Annotated in this window: 17 protein-coding genes; 5 read left to right on the forward strand and 12 right to left on the reverse strand. The window is 67.5% G+C overall.

What is annotated here, in order from left to right:
* Positions 1 to 22 precede the first annotated feature (22 nt).
* Both EV650_RS21125 and EV650_RS21130 read right to left on the reverse strand, forming a co-directional pair.
* On the reverse strand, positions 23 to 874 hold the full coding sequence (locus tag EV650_RS21125; RefSeq protein ID WP_166678229.1) for an SDR family oxidoreductase: 852 nt from the start codon (positions 872 to 874) through the stop codon (positions 23 to 25).
* Complete coding sequence (locus EV650_RS21130) at positions 871 to 1,860, reverse strand: alpha/beta hydrolase (RefSeq protein ID WP_134120769.1); 990 nt, start codon at positions 1,858 to 1,860, stop codon at positions 871 to 873. The genes EV650_RS21125 and EV650_RS21130 overlap by 4 nt, the downstream gene beginning before the upstream one ends.
* A 143-nt stretch (positions 1,861 to 2,003) precedes the next feature.
* Between EV650_RS21130 and EV650_RS21135 the strand changes: the two genes are divergently transcribed.
* A complete protein-coding gene (locus tag EV650_RS21135) occupies positions 2,004 to 3,173 on the forward strand; it encodes a PucR family transcriptional regulator (protein WP_134120770.1) in 1,170 nt (389 codons plus the stop codon).
* 32 nt (positions 3,174 to 3,205) lie between these two features.
* Here the strand turns inward: EV650_RS21135 and EV650_RS21140 are convergent, their stop codons facing one another.
* The 3 genes from EV650_RS21140 to EV650_RS21155 all read right to left on the reverse strand — a co-directional run bounded on the left by EV650_RS21140 (position 3,206) and on the right by EV650_RS21155 (position 5,958).
* Positions 3,206 to 4,402, reverse strand: coding sequence for an alginate lyase family protein (locus EV650_RS21140; RefSeq protein ID WP_134120771.1), 1,197 nt, complete (start codon positions 4,400 to 4,402; stop codon positions 3,206 to 3,208).
* A gap of 535 nt (positions 4,403 to 4,937) precedes the next feature.
* Positions 4,938 to 5,330, reverse strand: a complete 393-nt coding sequence (locus tag EV650_RS21150; protein ID WP_134120773.1) for a PPOX class F420-dependent oxidoreductase — start codon at positions 5,328 to 5,330, stop codon at positions 4,938 to 4,940.
* Positions 5,331 to 5,367: 37 nt separating this feature from the next.
* Positions 5,368 to 5,958: a TetR/AcrR family transcriptional regulator gene (locus EV650_RS21155; protein ID WP_134120774.1), complete on the reverse strand. Its 591-nt coding sequence runs from the start codon at positions 5,956 to 5,958 to the stop codon at positions 5,368 to 5,370.
* Positions 5,959 to 6,047: 89 nt separating this feature from the next.
* Between EV650_RS21155 and EV650_RS21160 the strand changes: the two genes are divergently transcribed.
* Positions 6,048 to 6,749, forward strand: a complete 702-nt coding sequence (locus EV650_RS21160) for an SDR family oxidoreductase (RefSeq protein WP_134120775.1) — start codon at positions 6,048 to 6,050, stop codon at positions 6,747 to 6,749.
* On the opposite strand, the gene EV650_RS21165 is transcribed toward EV650_RS21160, so the two are convergent.
* Together EV650_RS21165 and EV650_RS21170 are read right to left on the reverse strand one after the other, a co-directional pair.
* On the reverse strand, positions 6,738 to 7,334 hold the full coding sequence (locus tag EV650_RS21165) for a DJ-1/PfpI family protein (protein WP_134120776.1): 597 nt from the start codon (positions 7,332 to 7,334) through the stop codon (positions 6,738 to 6,740). The genes EV650_RS21160 and EV650_RS21165 overlap by 12 nt on opposite strands.
* A 78-nt stretch (positions 7,335 to 7,412) precedes the next feature.
* On the reverse strand, positions 7,413 to 7,745 hold the full coding sequence (locus tag EV650_RS21170) for a DUF1330 domain-containing protein (protein ID WP_202874792.1): 333 nt from the start codon (positions 7,743 to 7,745) through the stop codon (positions 7,413 to 7,415).
* 90 nt (positions 7,746 to 7,835) lie between these two features.
* Here EV650_RS21170 and EV650_RS21175 point away from each other — a divergent pair, with 90 nt between their 5' ends.
* Complete coding sequence (locus tag EV650_RS21175; RefSeq protein WP_134120777.1) at positions 7,836 to 9,749, forward strand: serine/threonine-protein kinase; 1,914 nt, start codon at positions 7,836 to 7,838, stop codon at positions 9,747 to 9,749.
* A 24-nt stretch (positions 9,750 to 9,773) separates the two neighbouring features.
* Here the strand turns inward: EV650_RS21175 and EV650_RS21180 are convergent, their stop codons facing one another.
* Complete coding sequence (locus EV650_RS21180) at positions 9,774 to 11,054, reverse strand: adenylosuccinate synthase (RefSeq protein ID WP_134120778.1); 1,281 nt, start codon at positions 11,052 to 11,054, stop codon at positions 9,774 to 9,776.
* Positions 11,055 to 11,365: 311 nt separating this feature from the next.
* Positions 11,366 to 11,851, reverse strand: coding sequence for a VOC family protein (locus EV650_RS21185; RefSeq protein WP_134120779.1), 486 nt, complete (start codon positions 11,849 to 11,851; stop codon positions 11,366 to 11,368).
* Positions 11,852 to 11,904: 53 nt separating this feature from the next.
* Between EV650_RS21185 and EV650_RS21190 the strand changes: the two genes are divergently transcribed.
* Positions 11,905 to 12,723 (forward strand): AraC family transcriptional regulator, encoded by an 819-nt coding sequence (locus EV650_RS21190; protein ID WP_134120780.1) that lies wholly within the window; start codon positions 11,905 to 11,907, stop codon positions 12,721 to 12,723.
* Here the strand turns inward: EV650_RS21190 and EV650_RS21195 are convergent.
* From EV650_RS21195 to EV650_RS21205, 3 genes are all read right to left on the reverse strand, one after another.
* Complete coding sequence (locus EV650_RS21195; protein WP_134120781.1) at positions 12,710 to 13,909, reverse strand: MFS transporter; 1,200 nt, start codon at positions 13,907 to 13,909, stop codon at positions 12,710 to 12,712. The two genes, EV650_RS21190 and EV650_RS21195, sit on opposite strands and share 14 nt — an antisense overlap.
* 172 nt (positions 13,910 to 14,081) lie before the next feature.
* Positions 14,082 to 14,819 (reverse strand): 2-phosphosulfolactate phosphatase, encoded by a 738-nt coding sequence (locus EV650_RS21200; protein ID WP_134120782.1) that lies wholly within the window; start codon positions 14,817 to 14,819, stop codon positions 14,082 to 14,084.
* A 43-nt stretch (positions 14,820 to 14,862) separates the two neighbouring features.
* A complete protein-coding gene (locus EV650_RS21205; RefSeq protein WP_134120783.1) occupies positions 14,863 to 15,270 on the reverse strand; it encodes a DUF3151 domain-containing protein in 408 nt (135 codons plus the stop codon).
* A 143-nt stretch (positions 15,271 to 15,413) separates the two neighbouring features.
* On the opposite strand from EV650_RS21205, the gene EV650_RS21210 reads away from it, so the two are divergent.
* Entirely contained in the window at positions 15,414 to 15,863 is a 450-nt protein-coding gene (locus EV650_RS21210; RefSeq protein WP_134120784.1) for an HNH endonuclease, read from the forward strand.
* Positions 15,864 to 15,869 lie beyond the last annotated feature (6 nt).

The raw sequence follows: 15,869 nt of genomic DNA on the forward strand, positions 1-15,869 counted from the left end.
GATCCCACTGTCTCTTCCCGGATCATGACGTCCGCCCGTCGATCCAGAGCGGCTCCGCCGGAGCATCGCCCGTCAGCCAGTAGTCGTCGAGATCCTCCGCCGACCAGCCGCGCTCGGTCAGGATCTCTTCGTCGGTGACCATCCGCCCGGTACACGTCCGGGGTTCGCTGGTCAGGATCTCCAGCGCGGCGTCGACGTAGATCTCCGGGCGCCGCCACTGCGTCGGCTCGCCCATCTTGGCGCTCCCCCAGTTCCGGGTGGCCGCGGTGTCGATCGGCGCGGCCGGCCAGAGTGCGTTGGCGGCCACGTTGTCGTCCAGATGCTCGGCCGCGATCCCGAGCGCGAGCCGGCTCATGCCCATCTTGGTCGTCATGTACGCCGCCTTTCCGGGCGAGGCCGCGGTCGTGATCGCGGGGCTGTTCGTGAGCAGGTGGCCCCAGCCCTGCCGGACCATGTGCGGAAGCGCGTAGTACGCCGCGAGGTAGGCGGCGCGGACGTTCACCTGCCAGATCAGGTCGTACCGCTTCGGTGGGGTGTCGATCACGCGTTCCCACCACAGCGCGCCCGCGTTGCTGACCACGATGTCGACGCGGCCGAACTCGTCCACGGTGCGCTGGATCAACGCCTCGACCTGACTCTCACTGCGTACGTCGGTCCGGACCGCGATCGCCCGCGCACCGAGCGACTGCACCTCCTCGGCGACCGAGTGGATCGTGCCGGGCAGCCGTGGATCCTCGGTCTCACTCTTGCCACTCACCACCACGTCCGCGCCGGCCGCTGCCAGCGCGAGCACCAGCGCACGCCCGATCCCACGGCTGCTGCCGGTCACAACCGCAACCCGCCCAGCCAGCTCACCGCTGTGGTCCCGCTTCAAAACCGCTCCTCCAACCAGGCGAGCGAACGCTGGAAACCCAACTGGTTGTTCAACTCGAGCGCGACGTCGTGCCCGGCTCCCGGTTGCACGTAGACCTCGGCCCCGGCCGGGAAGAGCGCCGGCGCGGCCCGCTCCAGACCGGCCTGGGTACAGGCCAACGGATTGCAGATCACGCGATCGTTCGCACCGACGATCCGCAGCGTCGGTACGCCGATCCGGGTACTGAGGCCGGTGTTGACCTCCACCAGGTACGTCGTCTCGGACAGCGAGGCCGTGTCCTTGAGCGCATCGTCCGCCGCGATCACAGCCGGGTCCGCATTGCTGCTCTGGTAGAAGAATCCGCGCGTTCCCGGCCGGGTGGTGACATAGGTCGGGTCGACGATTCGGCCGAGGAATCGTGGATCGACCGCGGCCGGCCACAAGGTCGACACCAGCCCAGCGACCCCGAGCGCGCTGGGTTGCTGGAACCAGCCGGTGCCGATCACGCCGTCGACATCGTGGTACGTCGCCGAGGTGAGATCGGAGACGAACGTCCCGTAGGAGTGACCGGTCAGCACGATCCGGTTGTAGTCACGGCCGAGACTCCCACCGCGGACGGCGCCGACGACCTGGTGCAACGCGTCGGCGTTGGAGTACGCGTTCACCGCGACCCCCAGCGCCGGCCGAGTGGATCGGCCGATGCCGAGCCGATCGATCGCCAGGGTGTCGTAGCCACGGTCGTTCATGAACTTCACGTACGAATAGCGCCCGTCGAAGCCCGGCAGGTCGAAGTACGCGTGGGTGTAGGTGACGCCAGGCACAAGGATCTGCAGCGGTTTGCCGGTCCCCGCCGCGGTCCGGCAGTAGCGCCCGTAAATGACACCGTCCGGCACACCGGCGACGGAGATCGGCGTACTGACGTCCGAGCACGTCAACTGAGGCGCACCGGCTGCCGCACCCGGCGGCAGTACGGCGAGCATGATCGCCGCCAACGATCTGAGCAGCATCGGCACACCTCCCGAAGAGTCCTGGTGGCAGCGTCGAACTGGTCCGGCGTACAAACAATGTGGCGACTCAGCGGAATCAACGACCCGGAATTGTTTCCGGCACCAACTCCTCGTGTCTGACCTGGGAAGATAGGCTCCGGAGCATGCAAGCCCGCGATGAGCTGTCGGCGCTCGGGTACCAGGTCCTCGAGCGGTTGGACGCCGTCGTCGACGCGATGTCCCGCCGGGTCTACTCCGAGCTCGCGTTCTACTCCGAGGGCGACGTCAGCGCGGTCGACCTACGCCGCTCGATCCACGACAACCTCGTGCCCGTACTGCGCAGCCTCAGCGCCTCCGTTCCACTGGACCTCGGGCCGGCACGAGCCACCGGAAGAGAACGAGCCGAGCAAGACGCACCGCTCCCGGAAGTACTCCGCGCCTTCCGGATCGGCTTCGAACTGCTGTGGCAGGACCTGGTCGAAACTGCCCGAAGCACCGGCATCGCGAGCGATCAGAGCCTGGTCGACGCGGCGACGACGGTGTGGCGCCTGGCCGGTGAGTGCACCGATGCGCTGGCGATCGCCTACCGGGCGTCCTCGACGGAGCTCGCCGTACAACTCGAGCACCGCAGGCTTGCCCTCCTCGACGCTCTGTTCCACGGAGCCGTGACCGACACGACCAGCCTGTGGGAGATCGGCGAAGCAATCGGGGTGCCGCTCAGTGGGCGGTTCCTGGTGGTACTGACGCCTTCCGCGCAGGACCTGGAGACTCGCTTGCGTACGCACGGTGTCCACTCCGCCTGGAGATGGCAACCGGATGCGCTGACCGGCCTCCTGTCACTCACGCCCGGCCTCACAGAGTCCGCAGTACTGGCCGATCTTGAGCGTGGCGCCACCACCGACATCGGCGTGAGCGGGCTCTTCCAGCACCTCCGCGACACTCCGCGAGCCGTACATCAGGCGCGGATCGCCTTGACCACCCTCACCCATCGGTCCGGGTTCGCCGTCCAGTACGACGACAGTCCGCTGGCCAGTCTGGTCAGCGCCGCACCGGCGGAGGCCTCGCGCATCAGCACCGAAGTACTCGGCGGGCTGCTGGCGCTCGGCGTACACGAGCGCAGCGTGTTGATCCGCACCTTGCGCACCTGGTGTGCCGAGGCCGGCTCAACCGGCCGGACCGCCGAGCAGTTGCACTGTCACGCCAACACGATCCGCTACCGGCTCCGCAGGATCGAAGCTCTGACCGAGCGGTCATTGCGCGATCCACAGCACGTGGCCGAACTCGTCGCCGCGCTGAGCGCATTGCGGGTATCGCCCGAGATCCGGGAGAGCTGAAGGGCAGAGGTTTCAGCCCTCCCGGAAGTCAGTTAGGACGGGTTCTCGGCGTGGGTCAGCGTCTCCCACGCGACGAACAGGTTGTTCGAACCCGCCGGACGCTTGGACTCGGTCAGGGCCTGGGTGTTCGCCATCGCGATCCCCAAGCGGGTGTGCAGCGCGTTGTAGCCGACCTCGGTGATCGGGCCGAGGCCGCGGTTCACCGAGCCGCCGCAGAGCCACGACGGGACCGGCTCGAGATTGCGCTCCCAGCGGGACTGGAACCCGAGGGCCTGACGAAGTCGCTCACCGAACTCCGGGTACATGTCGATGCCCTGGATCCGGGCCGTTTCCAGCACATGTGAGATCGACGAGATGCCGTAGCCGGTGTGGGTGAAGTCGCGGCAGGTCTCCTGAGTCAAGCCTGTCACGAACGTCCCCTGGCCCTGCCAGTAGCTGACGATCTTGTCGCGGGTGTTGAGGTTCTGGCTCGGCACCGTCTTCGGCAGCGCGCCGTCGGACTCCAGGTACACGTACGCCGGGACCCGCAGCCGGTAGAGCGCGATCGACTTGTCGTAGATCGTCTTGTCCTCCAGGAACACACCGATGCCCTGAAGGGCCTCGGTCATGCTCAGTTCCCAGTTCCCGTTGGAGTTCGAGCCGTTGATCATCTTCGGCACGTACACGTTGCGCAGCATGGTCGCGAACCGGCCTGAATTCGGCCAGTTCCCGTAGAGGTACTTGATGATCTCGGCGGCCTTCGGCCACGAGGACGCGGACCACGCGGTCTGCAGCGGCGCGTTGCTGTTGGTGTGGTCCGTGATCGTCGCCGACCACGCATCCATCAGCTGGATCGACTTCTGCGCGTAGGCGGTGTTGCCGGTCAGATACCAGAGCAGGGCATCGGTGTACGCCGCGATGGCGTCCTCGCGCTCGTCGGTGCAGCCGAGGTTCGGATCGGAGTACGGGCCGCATTCGACCACGGCTCGCGGTTTCGGCGTACGGGAGAGCGAGGCGTACGAGCTGCTCTTCGCCTGGTTGAACGCGTTGGTCCACGGCTGCGCGCCGGCCTGCACCTTGGCCTTGACGAAGTCGAGCTGAGCCCGGCTCACACCAACACCGGGATGGGTAAACGTGGCCGGCGCGTCTACGGCGGCCGGTGCGTTCGTGGAGGCAATCGCTGGACTGCTGAGTGTCCCGGCAACCAGCGCAGCACAAGCTGCAGCCAGCACCAGAGGTTTCTTCTTCATGGGCGGTGTCCTGTCTTCGGGGCGGTGGACACTTGCGCTTCCCCCACGTGCCCTGTGCCGGCTGTCACTCGAGTGATTGCGGTGTTCAGGTGCGTGCATCGCGGTGCCGGAGCGAAGGCCTCGATGTTGGTTCATCGTGGCCTTTGCTCCGGTGCCGCGAGGTGCGTGCCTGGGCGCCGCAAGCGCCGAGTGCCAGCCGGCACAGGGCACAAGCGCAGGGTCTTTGCGAAAGTTTGACGACGGACGGTGAGGGCGTCAACATCTCAGCAGGAACAAAATTCACTTCGGAACAAAACAGGAGAATTTCCCAGCTCAGTGGAACAAAGTGAGGATCTGTCCCATGAAACGACGCCAGTTCCTGACCGTCGGAACCGCAGTCATGGCCGGCCCGGCACTACCCTCCGTCACCACCCCGCCGTCCCCCGCAGCGTGGTCCGGTACCTGAACTACACCCGCGGGTGGGCCGAGCAGCACGCGTACGGCATCCCCGGCGGCGTCACCACCCGGCACGCCGACAACTGGCAGGTCTCGCGAGTTAGTGACCGAGCTGACTGGTGATGCGCTCGACCACGATGCTCGTCGTGTAGCGCGTCGTACCCGGCGGCTCGACATCGTTCCAGTCGCCGGTGTACTTCCGCGCCACCGCCTGCTCCAGCGCCAGCTCCGGATCGGGCACCAGGTCGTCGATCCGGCCCCGGAGTTCGACGTAGTACGTCGGCCGGGCCGGGTCGACGATCACCACCGAGATCAACGGGTTCCGCTGCAGGTTCCGCAGCTTCTGCCGCCCGTCGACCAGGCTGATCCGCACCCGCTCGCCGTCCCAGAGGAACCACAGCGGCGTCACCTGCGGCTCGCCGCGTTTGCCGATCGTGCCCACCATCGCGACCGCCGTCGACGACAGCAGGTCATGAAACTCCGCTGGGATCATTGGCCGACCATAGTTCCCGGTGGGCCCAACGCTGGGCTCAGCGCGCCTGGGTCGCCAGTTCGCCGGTGTGAACGCCGGCCGCGTCGAGGAGGACTGACGCGGTGGCGGCGCCGATGCCGCCGAGGGGCTGGGCGCGGACGACCGACCGCGCGCTGGCACCGTCGAAGATCATCGTGAGCTGGATGGCCAGGGTGGACGGGTCGTCGGCGCCGGCCGTCACCAGCTCGCGGTGGAAGAAGTCGGTGAGCTGCTGCTTGAAGTGCCGCGCCACCACCGACCCCGGATGCTCCGGGTTCTTCAGCTCCACCGCCGTACTCACGTAGGGGCAGCCGAGGTAGTTGCCCGACGCAACCAGCTCGTCCTGGCGCTCGAACACGGTGAGGATCCGCTCCCGCGGCGACCGGTCGTCGTCGGCGCCCGGGTGCAGCAACACCTGGTACATCGGGCCGCGGCTGGCCAGGCTCTCCGCGATCAGCTCGTCCTTGGACCGGAACAGCTGGTACATCGACTTCTTCGACACCCCGGCCGCCTTGCAGAGCGCGTCCACTCCTATGTTGACGCCGTCGCGGTAGAAGAGTTCGCCCGCGGCATCGAGCAGCCGCTCGCGGGGTGTCGCCGAGGTGGTCATGGAACGAGGGTACCGGCTGGATTTGAATTCGGAAACCGATCGGTTTACAGTCATGGAAACAGATCGGTTTCTAGCATCGGAGTTCTCAGATGACCTCACTCGAAGGCGCCGTCGTCCTGGTCACCGGCGGGCAGCGCGGGATCGGCAAGGCGATCGTCGACGACCTGCTCAGCCGTGGCGCGGCGAAGATCTATGCGACCGCCCGCAGCCCTCGACCGAGTACAGACCCGCGCGTCGTCCCGCTGCCCCTGGAGATCACCGACCAGGCCTCGATCGACGCCCTGGCGGCGGCCGCTCCGGACGTGACGATCCTGATCAACAACGCCGGCTCCAGCTCGCCGGACACTTACCTGGACAGCTCGCTCGAGGACGTCCGCGCCGTCTTCGACGCGAACTTCTTCGGCCCGCTCCAGCTCACCAAGGCGTTCGTACCGATCATCGAGCGCAACGGCGGCGGCCACATTCTGAACGCCCACTCGGCCCTGTCCTGGGTCGCCCGGCACGGCGCGTACTCCGCGACCAAGGCCGCGTTCTGGCTGCAGACCAACGCGATCCGCGTCGAACTGGTCAACCGCGGCATCGGCGTCACCGGCCTGCACATGGGGTACGTCGACACCGACATGACGACCGCGGTCACGGCACCGAAGTCGCGCCCCGAGGACATCGCCAAGCACGCCCTCGACGGCATCGAGTCCGGCGCGTACGAAGTACTGGCCGACGACACCGCCCGCGGCGCCAAGGCCGGCGTCTCGGGTGACCTGAGCGCCGTCTACCCCGAGCTAGTCGGCTGACCTGTAGACATCGCGATCGCGGGTGTACTCCATCGCACCCGCGATCCCGTCGGCGACGTCCGCTCCGAGCTCGCGCTCGACGACATGCAGCGCGAGATCAATCCCGCTGGTGATCCCGCCGGCGGTGATCAGCGTGCCGTCATCGACGACCCGGTTGGTCTTCAGCTCGGCACCGAACGCCTCCAGCTCGGCCCACGCACCACGGTTCGTCGTCGCCGGCCGGCCTTTCACCAGGCCGGCCTCAGCGAGCAGCATCGAGCCGGTGCACACCGAGCCGATCCACTGCAGTGAGGGCGCCAGCTCGGCGATCCTGGCCGTCATCACCCCACGACGGGCTTCGGCCCAGGCACCCTTCTCCGCGCGGTTCATCCACCCGCCGCCCGGGACGAACAACGCATCCGGCTGCCCCAGTCCCTCGGGTGCCTTGAACTGCAGCCCGTGCAGACCGGTCACCTCCGCCGGCCCGTCCAGCCCCACCACGGCCAGCTCGAACTCGGGCTGTCGCGCCGCGTGACTCCAGACCTCGAACGGCCCCATCACGTCCATCTCGTCCACACCGTCGAACACCAGGATCTCGATTCGCATACCCCCACCCAACCGGCCTCGCTCAGGTACGGACCAGTGGCCACGAAGCCGCCATTCGCAAGGATCTGGCCAACACTTTTAGACCAGTACGTCGGTGGCCTTGTGCGTGCGGTCGACGCCCTCGACAAAGATCACCACACCGTCGGAGTTCTCGGTCCGCAGCGGCAGGATCTCGCGGTAGTCCGGCGACTCGTACCAGTCCCGCAGGTGGTCGTAGTCCGGGAACTCGATCACGATCGGCGCCCCCTCCCACTCACCCTCGATCTGCGCAGGCTTCGCGCCGTGCACGATGAAGTGACCGTCGTACGGCGCCAGCGTCTCGTCGATCCGCTCGAGGTACTCGACGATGCCGGCGCCCATCCGGACGTTGCGCAGGTAGGCGATCGCGTAGGCCTTCATTCTCTGTTCCATGGCTTCAGCCTCGACCACGCGGAGAGTTCGCACGATTACCTCTGACGTCATCGGGACAGCTTGGTCTGATGCCGACGTACCGTAGATGCCATGTCAGTAACAGGGGGACCGCCATCCACCCATGCGGAGGAGGTGGAAGAAGAGCGGGTCGGGCCGTACCGGTTGATCCGGCGGCTCGGGCAGGGCGGCATGGGTGTCGTCTACCTGGCCGAGGGGACCGAAGGCCAGGAAGTCGCGCTCAAGGTACTGCGGCCGCACGTGGCAGACGACCCGATCGCACGGGCCCGGTTGCAGCGCGAAGCGACCACACTGCAGAAGGTGGACCACCCCGGTGTGGCCGGCATCCTGGACCACGACCTGGAGGCTGACCGGCCTTACCTGGTGACCCGGTTCGTCCCAGGCCGACCGCTGGACGAGCACGTGGACGAGCGCGGCCCGCTGACCCCGCGCAAGTGGCTGCCGGTGGCGGGGTGCCTGGCTGAGTCGCTGCAGGCGATCCACGCGGTCGGAGTGATCCACCGCGACCTGAAGCCCGGCAACGTGATGATGTTCAACGGCAAGCCGGTGATGATCGACTTCGGCATCGCCCAGGCCGCCGACGACCTCCGACTCACCCAGACCGGTCTGGTGATCGGTACGCCGGGTTACCTGGCTCCTGAGCTCATCGAGGGCGAGATGGTGTCGGAGTCCGCGGACTGGTGGGGCTGGGCTGCCACTGTGGCGTTCGCCGCGACCGGACGCCGGCCGTTCGGCAAGGGACCGTTCGAGGCAGTGCTGGCCCGGGTGCACTCCGGTCACGCCGACCTGGAGGGACTGGACCCGCGGCTGAAGCCCCTGCTCGCTGCGGCGTTGTCGCCGGGCAAGGCCGATCGTCCGACGCAGGAAGAGATCATGGCCGGCCTCAGCCGGTACTCCGAGGGCCGCGACGCACTGCCGCCACGCGAGACGCCGACCGTGGCCGCTGTACCGCCGACCCGGGTGGTCACGAAGCTGATGCCGACGGAGGCCGAGGGGCCGACACCAACTGAAGTAGCGCAGCTGGTGCCGCCGGTGATCCCGCCGCTCTCGGCGTTCGCACCGATCCGGGACAGGCTCCGGGATGCGGCGGCGAAGAAGCCGGTCGCACCTGTGCACCCAGCGACCTACAGTCCGGCTCCGAACGCGGCTGCGCCGGCCGGGATGCCGTTGCCGTACCAGAGCGGCCCACCGGCGCCGTACCCGAACCAGGGTCCCTACCCGGGCCAGGCGCCGTACCCGAACCAATCGCCGTACTCGAACCAGCCGGTGCCCTACCAGCAGCCGAGCCAGCCGAGCCAGCCCGCACCGGTGCAACCTGCTCAGCCGGCCAAGGCTCCGCCGACCGGTCGGCGTACTGCGGTGATCATCGGCTTCATGGTCGCGCTGATCGGACTGATCGCGCTGACTCCGGTCATCGGCACAGCGAGCGCGGTAGTACTGCTCGTGCTGGCTCGAACAGTCGACCGTTCGAGCACAGCGCTGATGCGTCGCCGTCAGGTCCGCGGTCGATCCGGGAAGTCGGACGGCGTTGTCGCGGCAGCTGCCAGCCCGCTGCAGCTCGTGACCGCTTTCCTGGTCACGCTGCCGTGCCTGATCCTTCCGCTGATCATGGCGGTTGTTATCGGCGGCATCGTCACCGGTGTTGCCGCCACGGCGTACGACCTCACTTGGCAGCCACTGTCAGCCGTTGGCTTCGGCAGCGCCGCCCTGACTGCACTCTTCACGGCCTGGTGGGGCCCCGGCGGCAGCTCGCTGCGCCGAGGTGCCCACATCACTGCTCGCAACACCTTCCGCGCACAGTGGCTATCCGCGCTCGTCGCCGTGGCTCTGCTGGCGATCGGCGCTGTCACGTTCTACAAGGCCACGCAGGGCGCTGGCGCCGACTGGGCACGCAATCCGATCGAGACGCCCAACATCCACCGCCCGACCCTCGGCGACCTTCGCAACGCGCCGTTCATCCGGGACCTCCCCATCATCGGCAACTGACTGACAGGGAGGCCGGACGCGCCCTCAGAGCTGGACGATCTGGCTGCGCTCGGGGCCTACACCGATGGCAGAGATCCGCGCGCCACTAAGAGACTCGACTGCACGGACGTACGACTGGGCCTCCTTCGGCAGGTCCTCGAACGTCCGGCACTCGGTGATGTCGTTGGACCAGCCGTCGAACTCCTCGTAGACCGGGCTCGCGTGGTGGAAGTCGGTCTGGGTCATCGGCATCTCTTCGTACCGGACGCCGTTCACCTCGTACGCGACGCAGACCGGGATCTTCTCGCGGCCGGTCAACGTGTCCAGCTTGGTGAGGACGAAGTCGGAGACGCCGTTGACGCGGGCGGCGTACCGGGCGATGACCGAGTCGTACCAACCACACCGGCGCGGCCGGCCGGTCGTCGTACCGAACTCGAAGCCCTGCTGACGCAGCCACTCGCCGTCGGCGTCCAGCAGCTCGGTCGGGAACGGACCCTCACCGACGCGGGTCGTGTAGGCCTTCACCACGGCCATCACGCGGTCGATCCGGGTCGGCGGGATGCCGGTGCCGGTGCAGGCGCCCGCGGAGATCGCGTTCGAGGAGGTGACGAACGGATACGTCCCGTGGTCGACGTCCAGCAGCGTCGCCTGGCCGGCCTCCATCAGGACCGTCTTGCCTTCGTCGAGTGCCTTGTTCAGCAGGAGGCTCGTGTCGGCCACCATCGGCTTGAGGCGGTCGGCGTACCCGAGCAGCTCGTCGAGGACCTCGCGGATCTCGACCGCACGCCGGTTGTACACCTTCACCAGCAGCTGGTTCTTCTGCTCCAGCGCGCCGGTCACCTTCTGCTCGAGGATCTTCTCGTCGTACAGGTCCTGGATCCGGATGCCGATCCGGTTCATCTTGTCGGCGTACGTCGGACCGATGCCACGGCCCGTGGTCCCGATCTTCCGGCTGCCGAGGAACCGCTCGGTGACCTTGTCCAGCGTCCGGTTGTACGGCGGGATGACGTGGGCGCTCGCGCTGATCAGGAGGCGCGAGGTGTCGACCCCGCGGGCCTGCAGCGCGTCGAGCTCCTCGAACAGCACGTTGAGGTCCACCACGACGCCGTTGCCGATCACCGGGGTCACACCCGGCGTGAGGATGCCGCTCGGGAGCAGGTGCAGCGCGTACTTCTCGGATCCGATCACGACCGTGTGGCCGGCGTTGTTGCCGCCGTTGAACTTGACCACGTAGTCGATGACCTCGCCCGTGTTGCCGAGCAGATCGGTCGCCTTGCCTTTGCCCTCATCGCCCCACTGGGCGCCGACGAGCACGATTGCGGGCATCTCAGCCCTCCTCTTCACGCGCCGGACTGACAACCTCACACCGCGTGGCTGCCGACGCTGGAAACGGTGAAGCCCGGAGACGTTCACCGGACGTTCATCCGGTAACGCATCCAGGCCCTTACGACCAGATCCTACCGGACCCGGGCGTCAGCGTTTCGGGCCTGTCCACAATCCTCAAGCGACCGTTTCAAGTCTCTGTTGCATCAAGTGATGGGTTGCCATTTAGCGTGATCGCGTGCACACTCTTAGTCAGCGGCCCGCCGAAACTGCCGCAGGGGACGGTTCCGGCGGGCCGCTGACCTCTGTCCGGGCTACTCCAGCCCCTCCGGGTTGGACGCGAGCCACTCCTTCACCCGCCGGTCCGCCTCCTCCGGGGACACGTCCTCGACCTTCGTCAGGATCGCCCAGCGGTGCCCGAACGGGTCGATGACCGTTCCGAACCGGTCGCCGGTCATGAAGGTCTGCACCGCCTCCACCGACCGTGCGCCGGCCTCGATCGCCTTCGCGTACGTCGCGTCCACGTCCGGCACGTAGTGCACCAGCGAGGAGTGCACCCACTCGCCGTTGGGCGCGCGCAGACCGATCTGCGGCATCTCGTCACTCAGCTGCAGCATCGAGTTCCCGATCTTCAGCTCCGCCTGACCGACCCGCCCGTCGGGCATGTCCTGCCGGCTGATCACCTCCGCCCCGAACACCGCTTGGTAGAACTCGATCGCCTTCGGCCCGTCCGAGACGGCGAGGTACGGCGTCAGCGAGTGATAACTGTCGGGGATGGGGTTTACCGTGTTCGTCGTCATGCCCCTAGTCAATTCGCTCGGGGCTTCCTGGTCTTGTAAGAAAGCGACACGCCTTGACCCAGCCGGCCGACAGCGAGAAGGGCATCCTGCACCCGCGGGAGCAGGCCCGGCATCGTTCGTTGAGCCGGCTCGCGGCCGGACCCGAGGCCGGGCGGTTCGTGGAGTGGTACTGGATCGTCGAGTGGGACCTGGACGCGCCGTACACGGCCGAGGTGCTGCCGTTCCCTTCGGTCAACGTGACGTTCGAGCAGCCGGGTGGCGCGTTCGTGAACGGGGTCTGCACGCGGAAGTTCGAGCGTGAGCTGATCGGACGCGGGCGGGCGTTCGGGGTGAAGTTCTGGGCCGGCGGGTTCGGCGCGATCACCGGAATCGACGTCGGCTCGCTCTGCGACGAGGTGCTGCCGCTGACCGACGTCTTCCCGGACGGCGATCGGCTGGCGGACCTGATGTTCACGGCCGAATCCGACGTACGGCGTCGTGCTGTGTTCGAGGCGTTCCTGCATGACCACCTCGCGCCGCCGGATCCGTCGTACGAGCTGGTGCGGGAGATCGTCTCGACGATGGCAGCCGATCGGTCGATTGCGCGGGTGGACGAGATCACCGAGCGTTTCGGCGTACCGATCCGGACTCTGCAGCGGCTGTTCCGGCGGTACGTCGGTGTCGGGCCGAAGTGGGTGCTGCGGCGTTACCGGCTGCACGACGGCGCTGAGCTGCTGGCCCAGGGCGAAGTGGCCGAGTTGGCGGAGCTGTCCGCGTCCCTCGGCTACTTCGACCAGGCGCATTTCTCGAAGGAGTTCAAGCAACAGATCGGGCTGACCCCGGCCGAGTACGCGACCAGAGCCTCGGCCGAACGCCAGATCACCTACCGCTGAGCTTCACCACGACACCCATCGCAGCTGCTGCCGTCGCAGCCATGAGCGCGACAACAAAGCCGTACTGCGCGCTGTGCGCATCGACGACCCGTCCTGCGAACGCAGCGCCCAGGGCGATCCCGGCGGCGCTCCCCGAGTTCAGCCAGGTGAAGGCCTGCGTCAGTACGGCGGGCTGCACCGACGACTCGGCCAACACGGACGAGAGCGTCTGGAAGGGTGCGATCGCCAAGCCAGGTAGGGCCAACGCGATGGCGGCGGCGAGCGGAGTTTGTATTGCGATCAACGGCACGCAGGTCAACGCGAGGCCCGTCAGCACGACCACGAACTGGGTTGGCGGGGCGGTCCGCCAACGCCTTGCGCCGTACGCGATTCCGGCGAACAAACTGACCAGACTGGTGATGCTGTAGAGCGGACCGGCCAGTCCCGGCGTACCTCTCGAGACGGCGAACGCGGTGACCGACACCTGCATGCTGCCGAAGAACAGTCCGATGCCGACGTTCGTGCCGACCAGTCCGGCGAACCGCTTGTGCAGCAGGCTCTTGGGACTCACATGCTGACCAGGTGCTCCCTGCGGAGGCGCCGTACTGCGTTGCATCGCGACCAGGAAGCCGCCTGTCAGCAGGAGACTCGTGGCGAGTATCGATCCGGCTACCGGGTTGGCCAGGGAGCTGACTGTTCCCACGAGTCCCGGGCCGACCATGAATGCGATGCCCACGCTCAACGACTCGAGTGCGAAAGCCGAGGAAAGCAGTGGGGTTCCGTTGAGTGCGTGCGACCAGCGCGCTGCTGTCTGGGCGCCTAGCTGCGGGAGTGATCCACCAGCCAGGACACCAGCCACGACGAGCGACCAGAGTGGTGCGTTGTTGACGGTCAGGCCGATCAGCAGGGCTACGGCGACGGCGTGGGCGAGCAGGGTGACCGGCAACATGCGGGTCTGACCGAAACGGTCGATGAGCCGGGCGACCTGTGGTCCGGCGACCGCTTCGGCGACGGCGAAGCCACCGGTCACGCTGCCGGCCGCGCCGTACGAGCCGGTCGCTCCGTGGACCAGCCAGACGATTCCGAGGCCGGTCATCGCGATCCCGATCTTCGCCGGGACCGCTGCCAGGTAGAACTTCCATGCGCCGGGAGTCCGCAGTACTGCTGCGTAAGTGGGCGCGCCTATCCGTCCGGTGAGTGCCGGCACGGTGAGACCTTCCGCTGCCCGGAGGGGCGGGGACTCGACCGTGGGCGTCCTGCTTCGCCGGTCTGTCCGTCCGCCTAGAACCGTCCATGTTCGGCAGGAAGTTTCCCTTCGATAGGAAGGGGGGACGCTCGCCGCCTGCCGGCACTGTCAACGGGCAGAAACCTTCGTTGCTTCAGGTTGACCCGAACATCATACCGTCCCGGAGCACCGGCACGCTCCGGCTCTGGTCCACCTCCGCGGCGATCGCGACATCCTCCGGATAGCCGTACTGCGTGAGCTCGCGACCGCTGGCGCACTCGTGCAGAAGGTTGGGCAGCTCGTCGGCCACAGCGTCGTACGCCGCCACCGCTGCTCGTGCCTCCGGGGACAGATCGTTCTGGTCGAGCGCACTCAGGAACCCGCCGGCTCCCCAGAGGTCCTCGACGGCCGGCCGGAGCGAGCCGTCGTGCCACCGCTCCCCTGCCGCGATCGCGACGACCCTGCGGCCGGCGCCCTGCGCCTTCACCCAGTCCGCGGCGGCCTGGCGATTACGCAACGACACCGCGATCACCGTCGCCCCGCCATCGCTGAGTTCCTTGGCGATCGTCGACCCGTTCGGCGACGGCAGCACGAGTCTGGCGACACCCTGCGCCCGACGGATCGTCACCGGCGACAAGCTCACGTCACCCGGCCCGGCCTCGGATCGCCCGACGGCTAGCTTGGCATTCCGACGGTCGGCGTACGCGACCGCTGTCTCGTCCCGCCATCGATAGGGATAGACCTCGATGCCGAGGTCGGCCGCGACCGTCACCGCGGTCGTGAACGACAACACGTCGACCACAGCCACGATGTCCCCGGCAACGACTCCGGCCCCGACCGGCCCCCACTCGAATCCGACGCTGAACCCGTCCTGGGCATAAGGGCTGGTCACCCGACGGATCATCCCGCCGAGCAACCAACCCGACAACCAGGTTTCAGCTCAAGGCGTCAGCGGCGGCCGGCGACGAGTCCCGAAGGAACGTCGTACAGCGCTCTGCCTCGTCCTTCTCGTCGATGAGCGCCGCGGCCTTGCCGAGTGCCGCGAGCGCACGAAGGAACCCGCGGTTCGGCTCGTGCTCCCACGGCACCGGGCCGTGGCCCTTCCAGCCGTTCCGCCGGAGCAGGTCGAGCGCACGGTGATAGCCGGTCCGCGCGAACGCGTACGCTTCGATCGTCCGGGCGTCCGCCAGCGCGCCCTCGGCCAGCACGGCCCAGGCGAGCGACGACGTCGGATGCTTGGCCGCGACCTCGGCCGGGGGGACCCCGTCGGCGAGTTCCGCCGCGGCCGGGTCGACCGGTAGTAGTGTCTCGGGTGGACCTGAGAGCAGATTGTTCAATTCCATAAGCACATCTTCGCCGATCACGCAGCCGTACCGGCACGTGACCGTCTGGCGAAATCCGTTGACCGTTCACCCAGCGGCCACGGATGCTTGAGACCCTGCGTCAACCGCCGTGGTTCCCAGCTACGGCCGGAAGGAGGCACCGGATGAGCGTCATAGTCCTGAACGCGTCGTACGAGCCGCTGCACACCGTGTCGATCCAGCACGCCATCCGGATGCTGGTCCGCGAGGTCGCAGTGGTCGAAGAGGCGCACGGAGAGCGGACCATCGGCCCTTTTCCGGTTCCACGCGTTCTGCGCCTGGTCCGGTATGTCGTGACCCACTGGCGCTACGCCGCCGGCCGGATGAAGTACAGCAAGCACGGCGTACTGCGTAGGGACAAGTTCCGGTGTGCGTACTGCGGCCTGGACAACGCGGACACGATGGACCACGTCCAACCCAGATCCAGGGGCGGCCGCACCGAGTGGCTCAATGCCGTGGCCGCCCATGCCTCCTGCAATGAGCGGAAAGGCAACCGCACCCCCGGCGAGGCCAACATGCCCCTCCTCTGGCAACCCTGGGTACCAACCCGCGCCGAGCTCGTCATAGAAAGATGACGAGCA

Origin of the sequence: Kribbella kalugense (assembly GCF_004365875.1) — a bacterium.
In the GTDB taxonomy this organism is placed as follows: Bacteria; Actinomycetota; Actinomycetes; order Propionibacteriales; family Kribbellaceae; genus Kribbella; species Kribbella kalugense.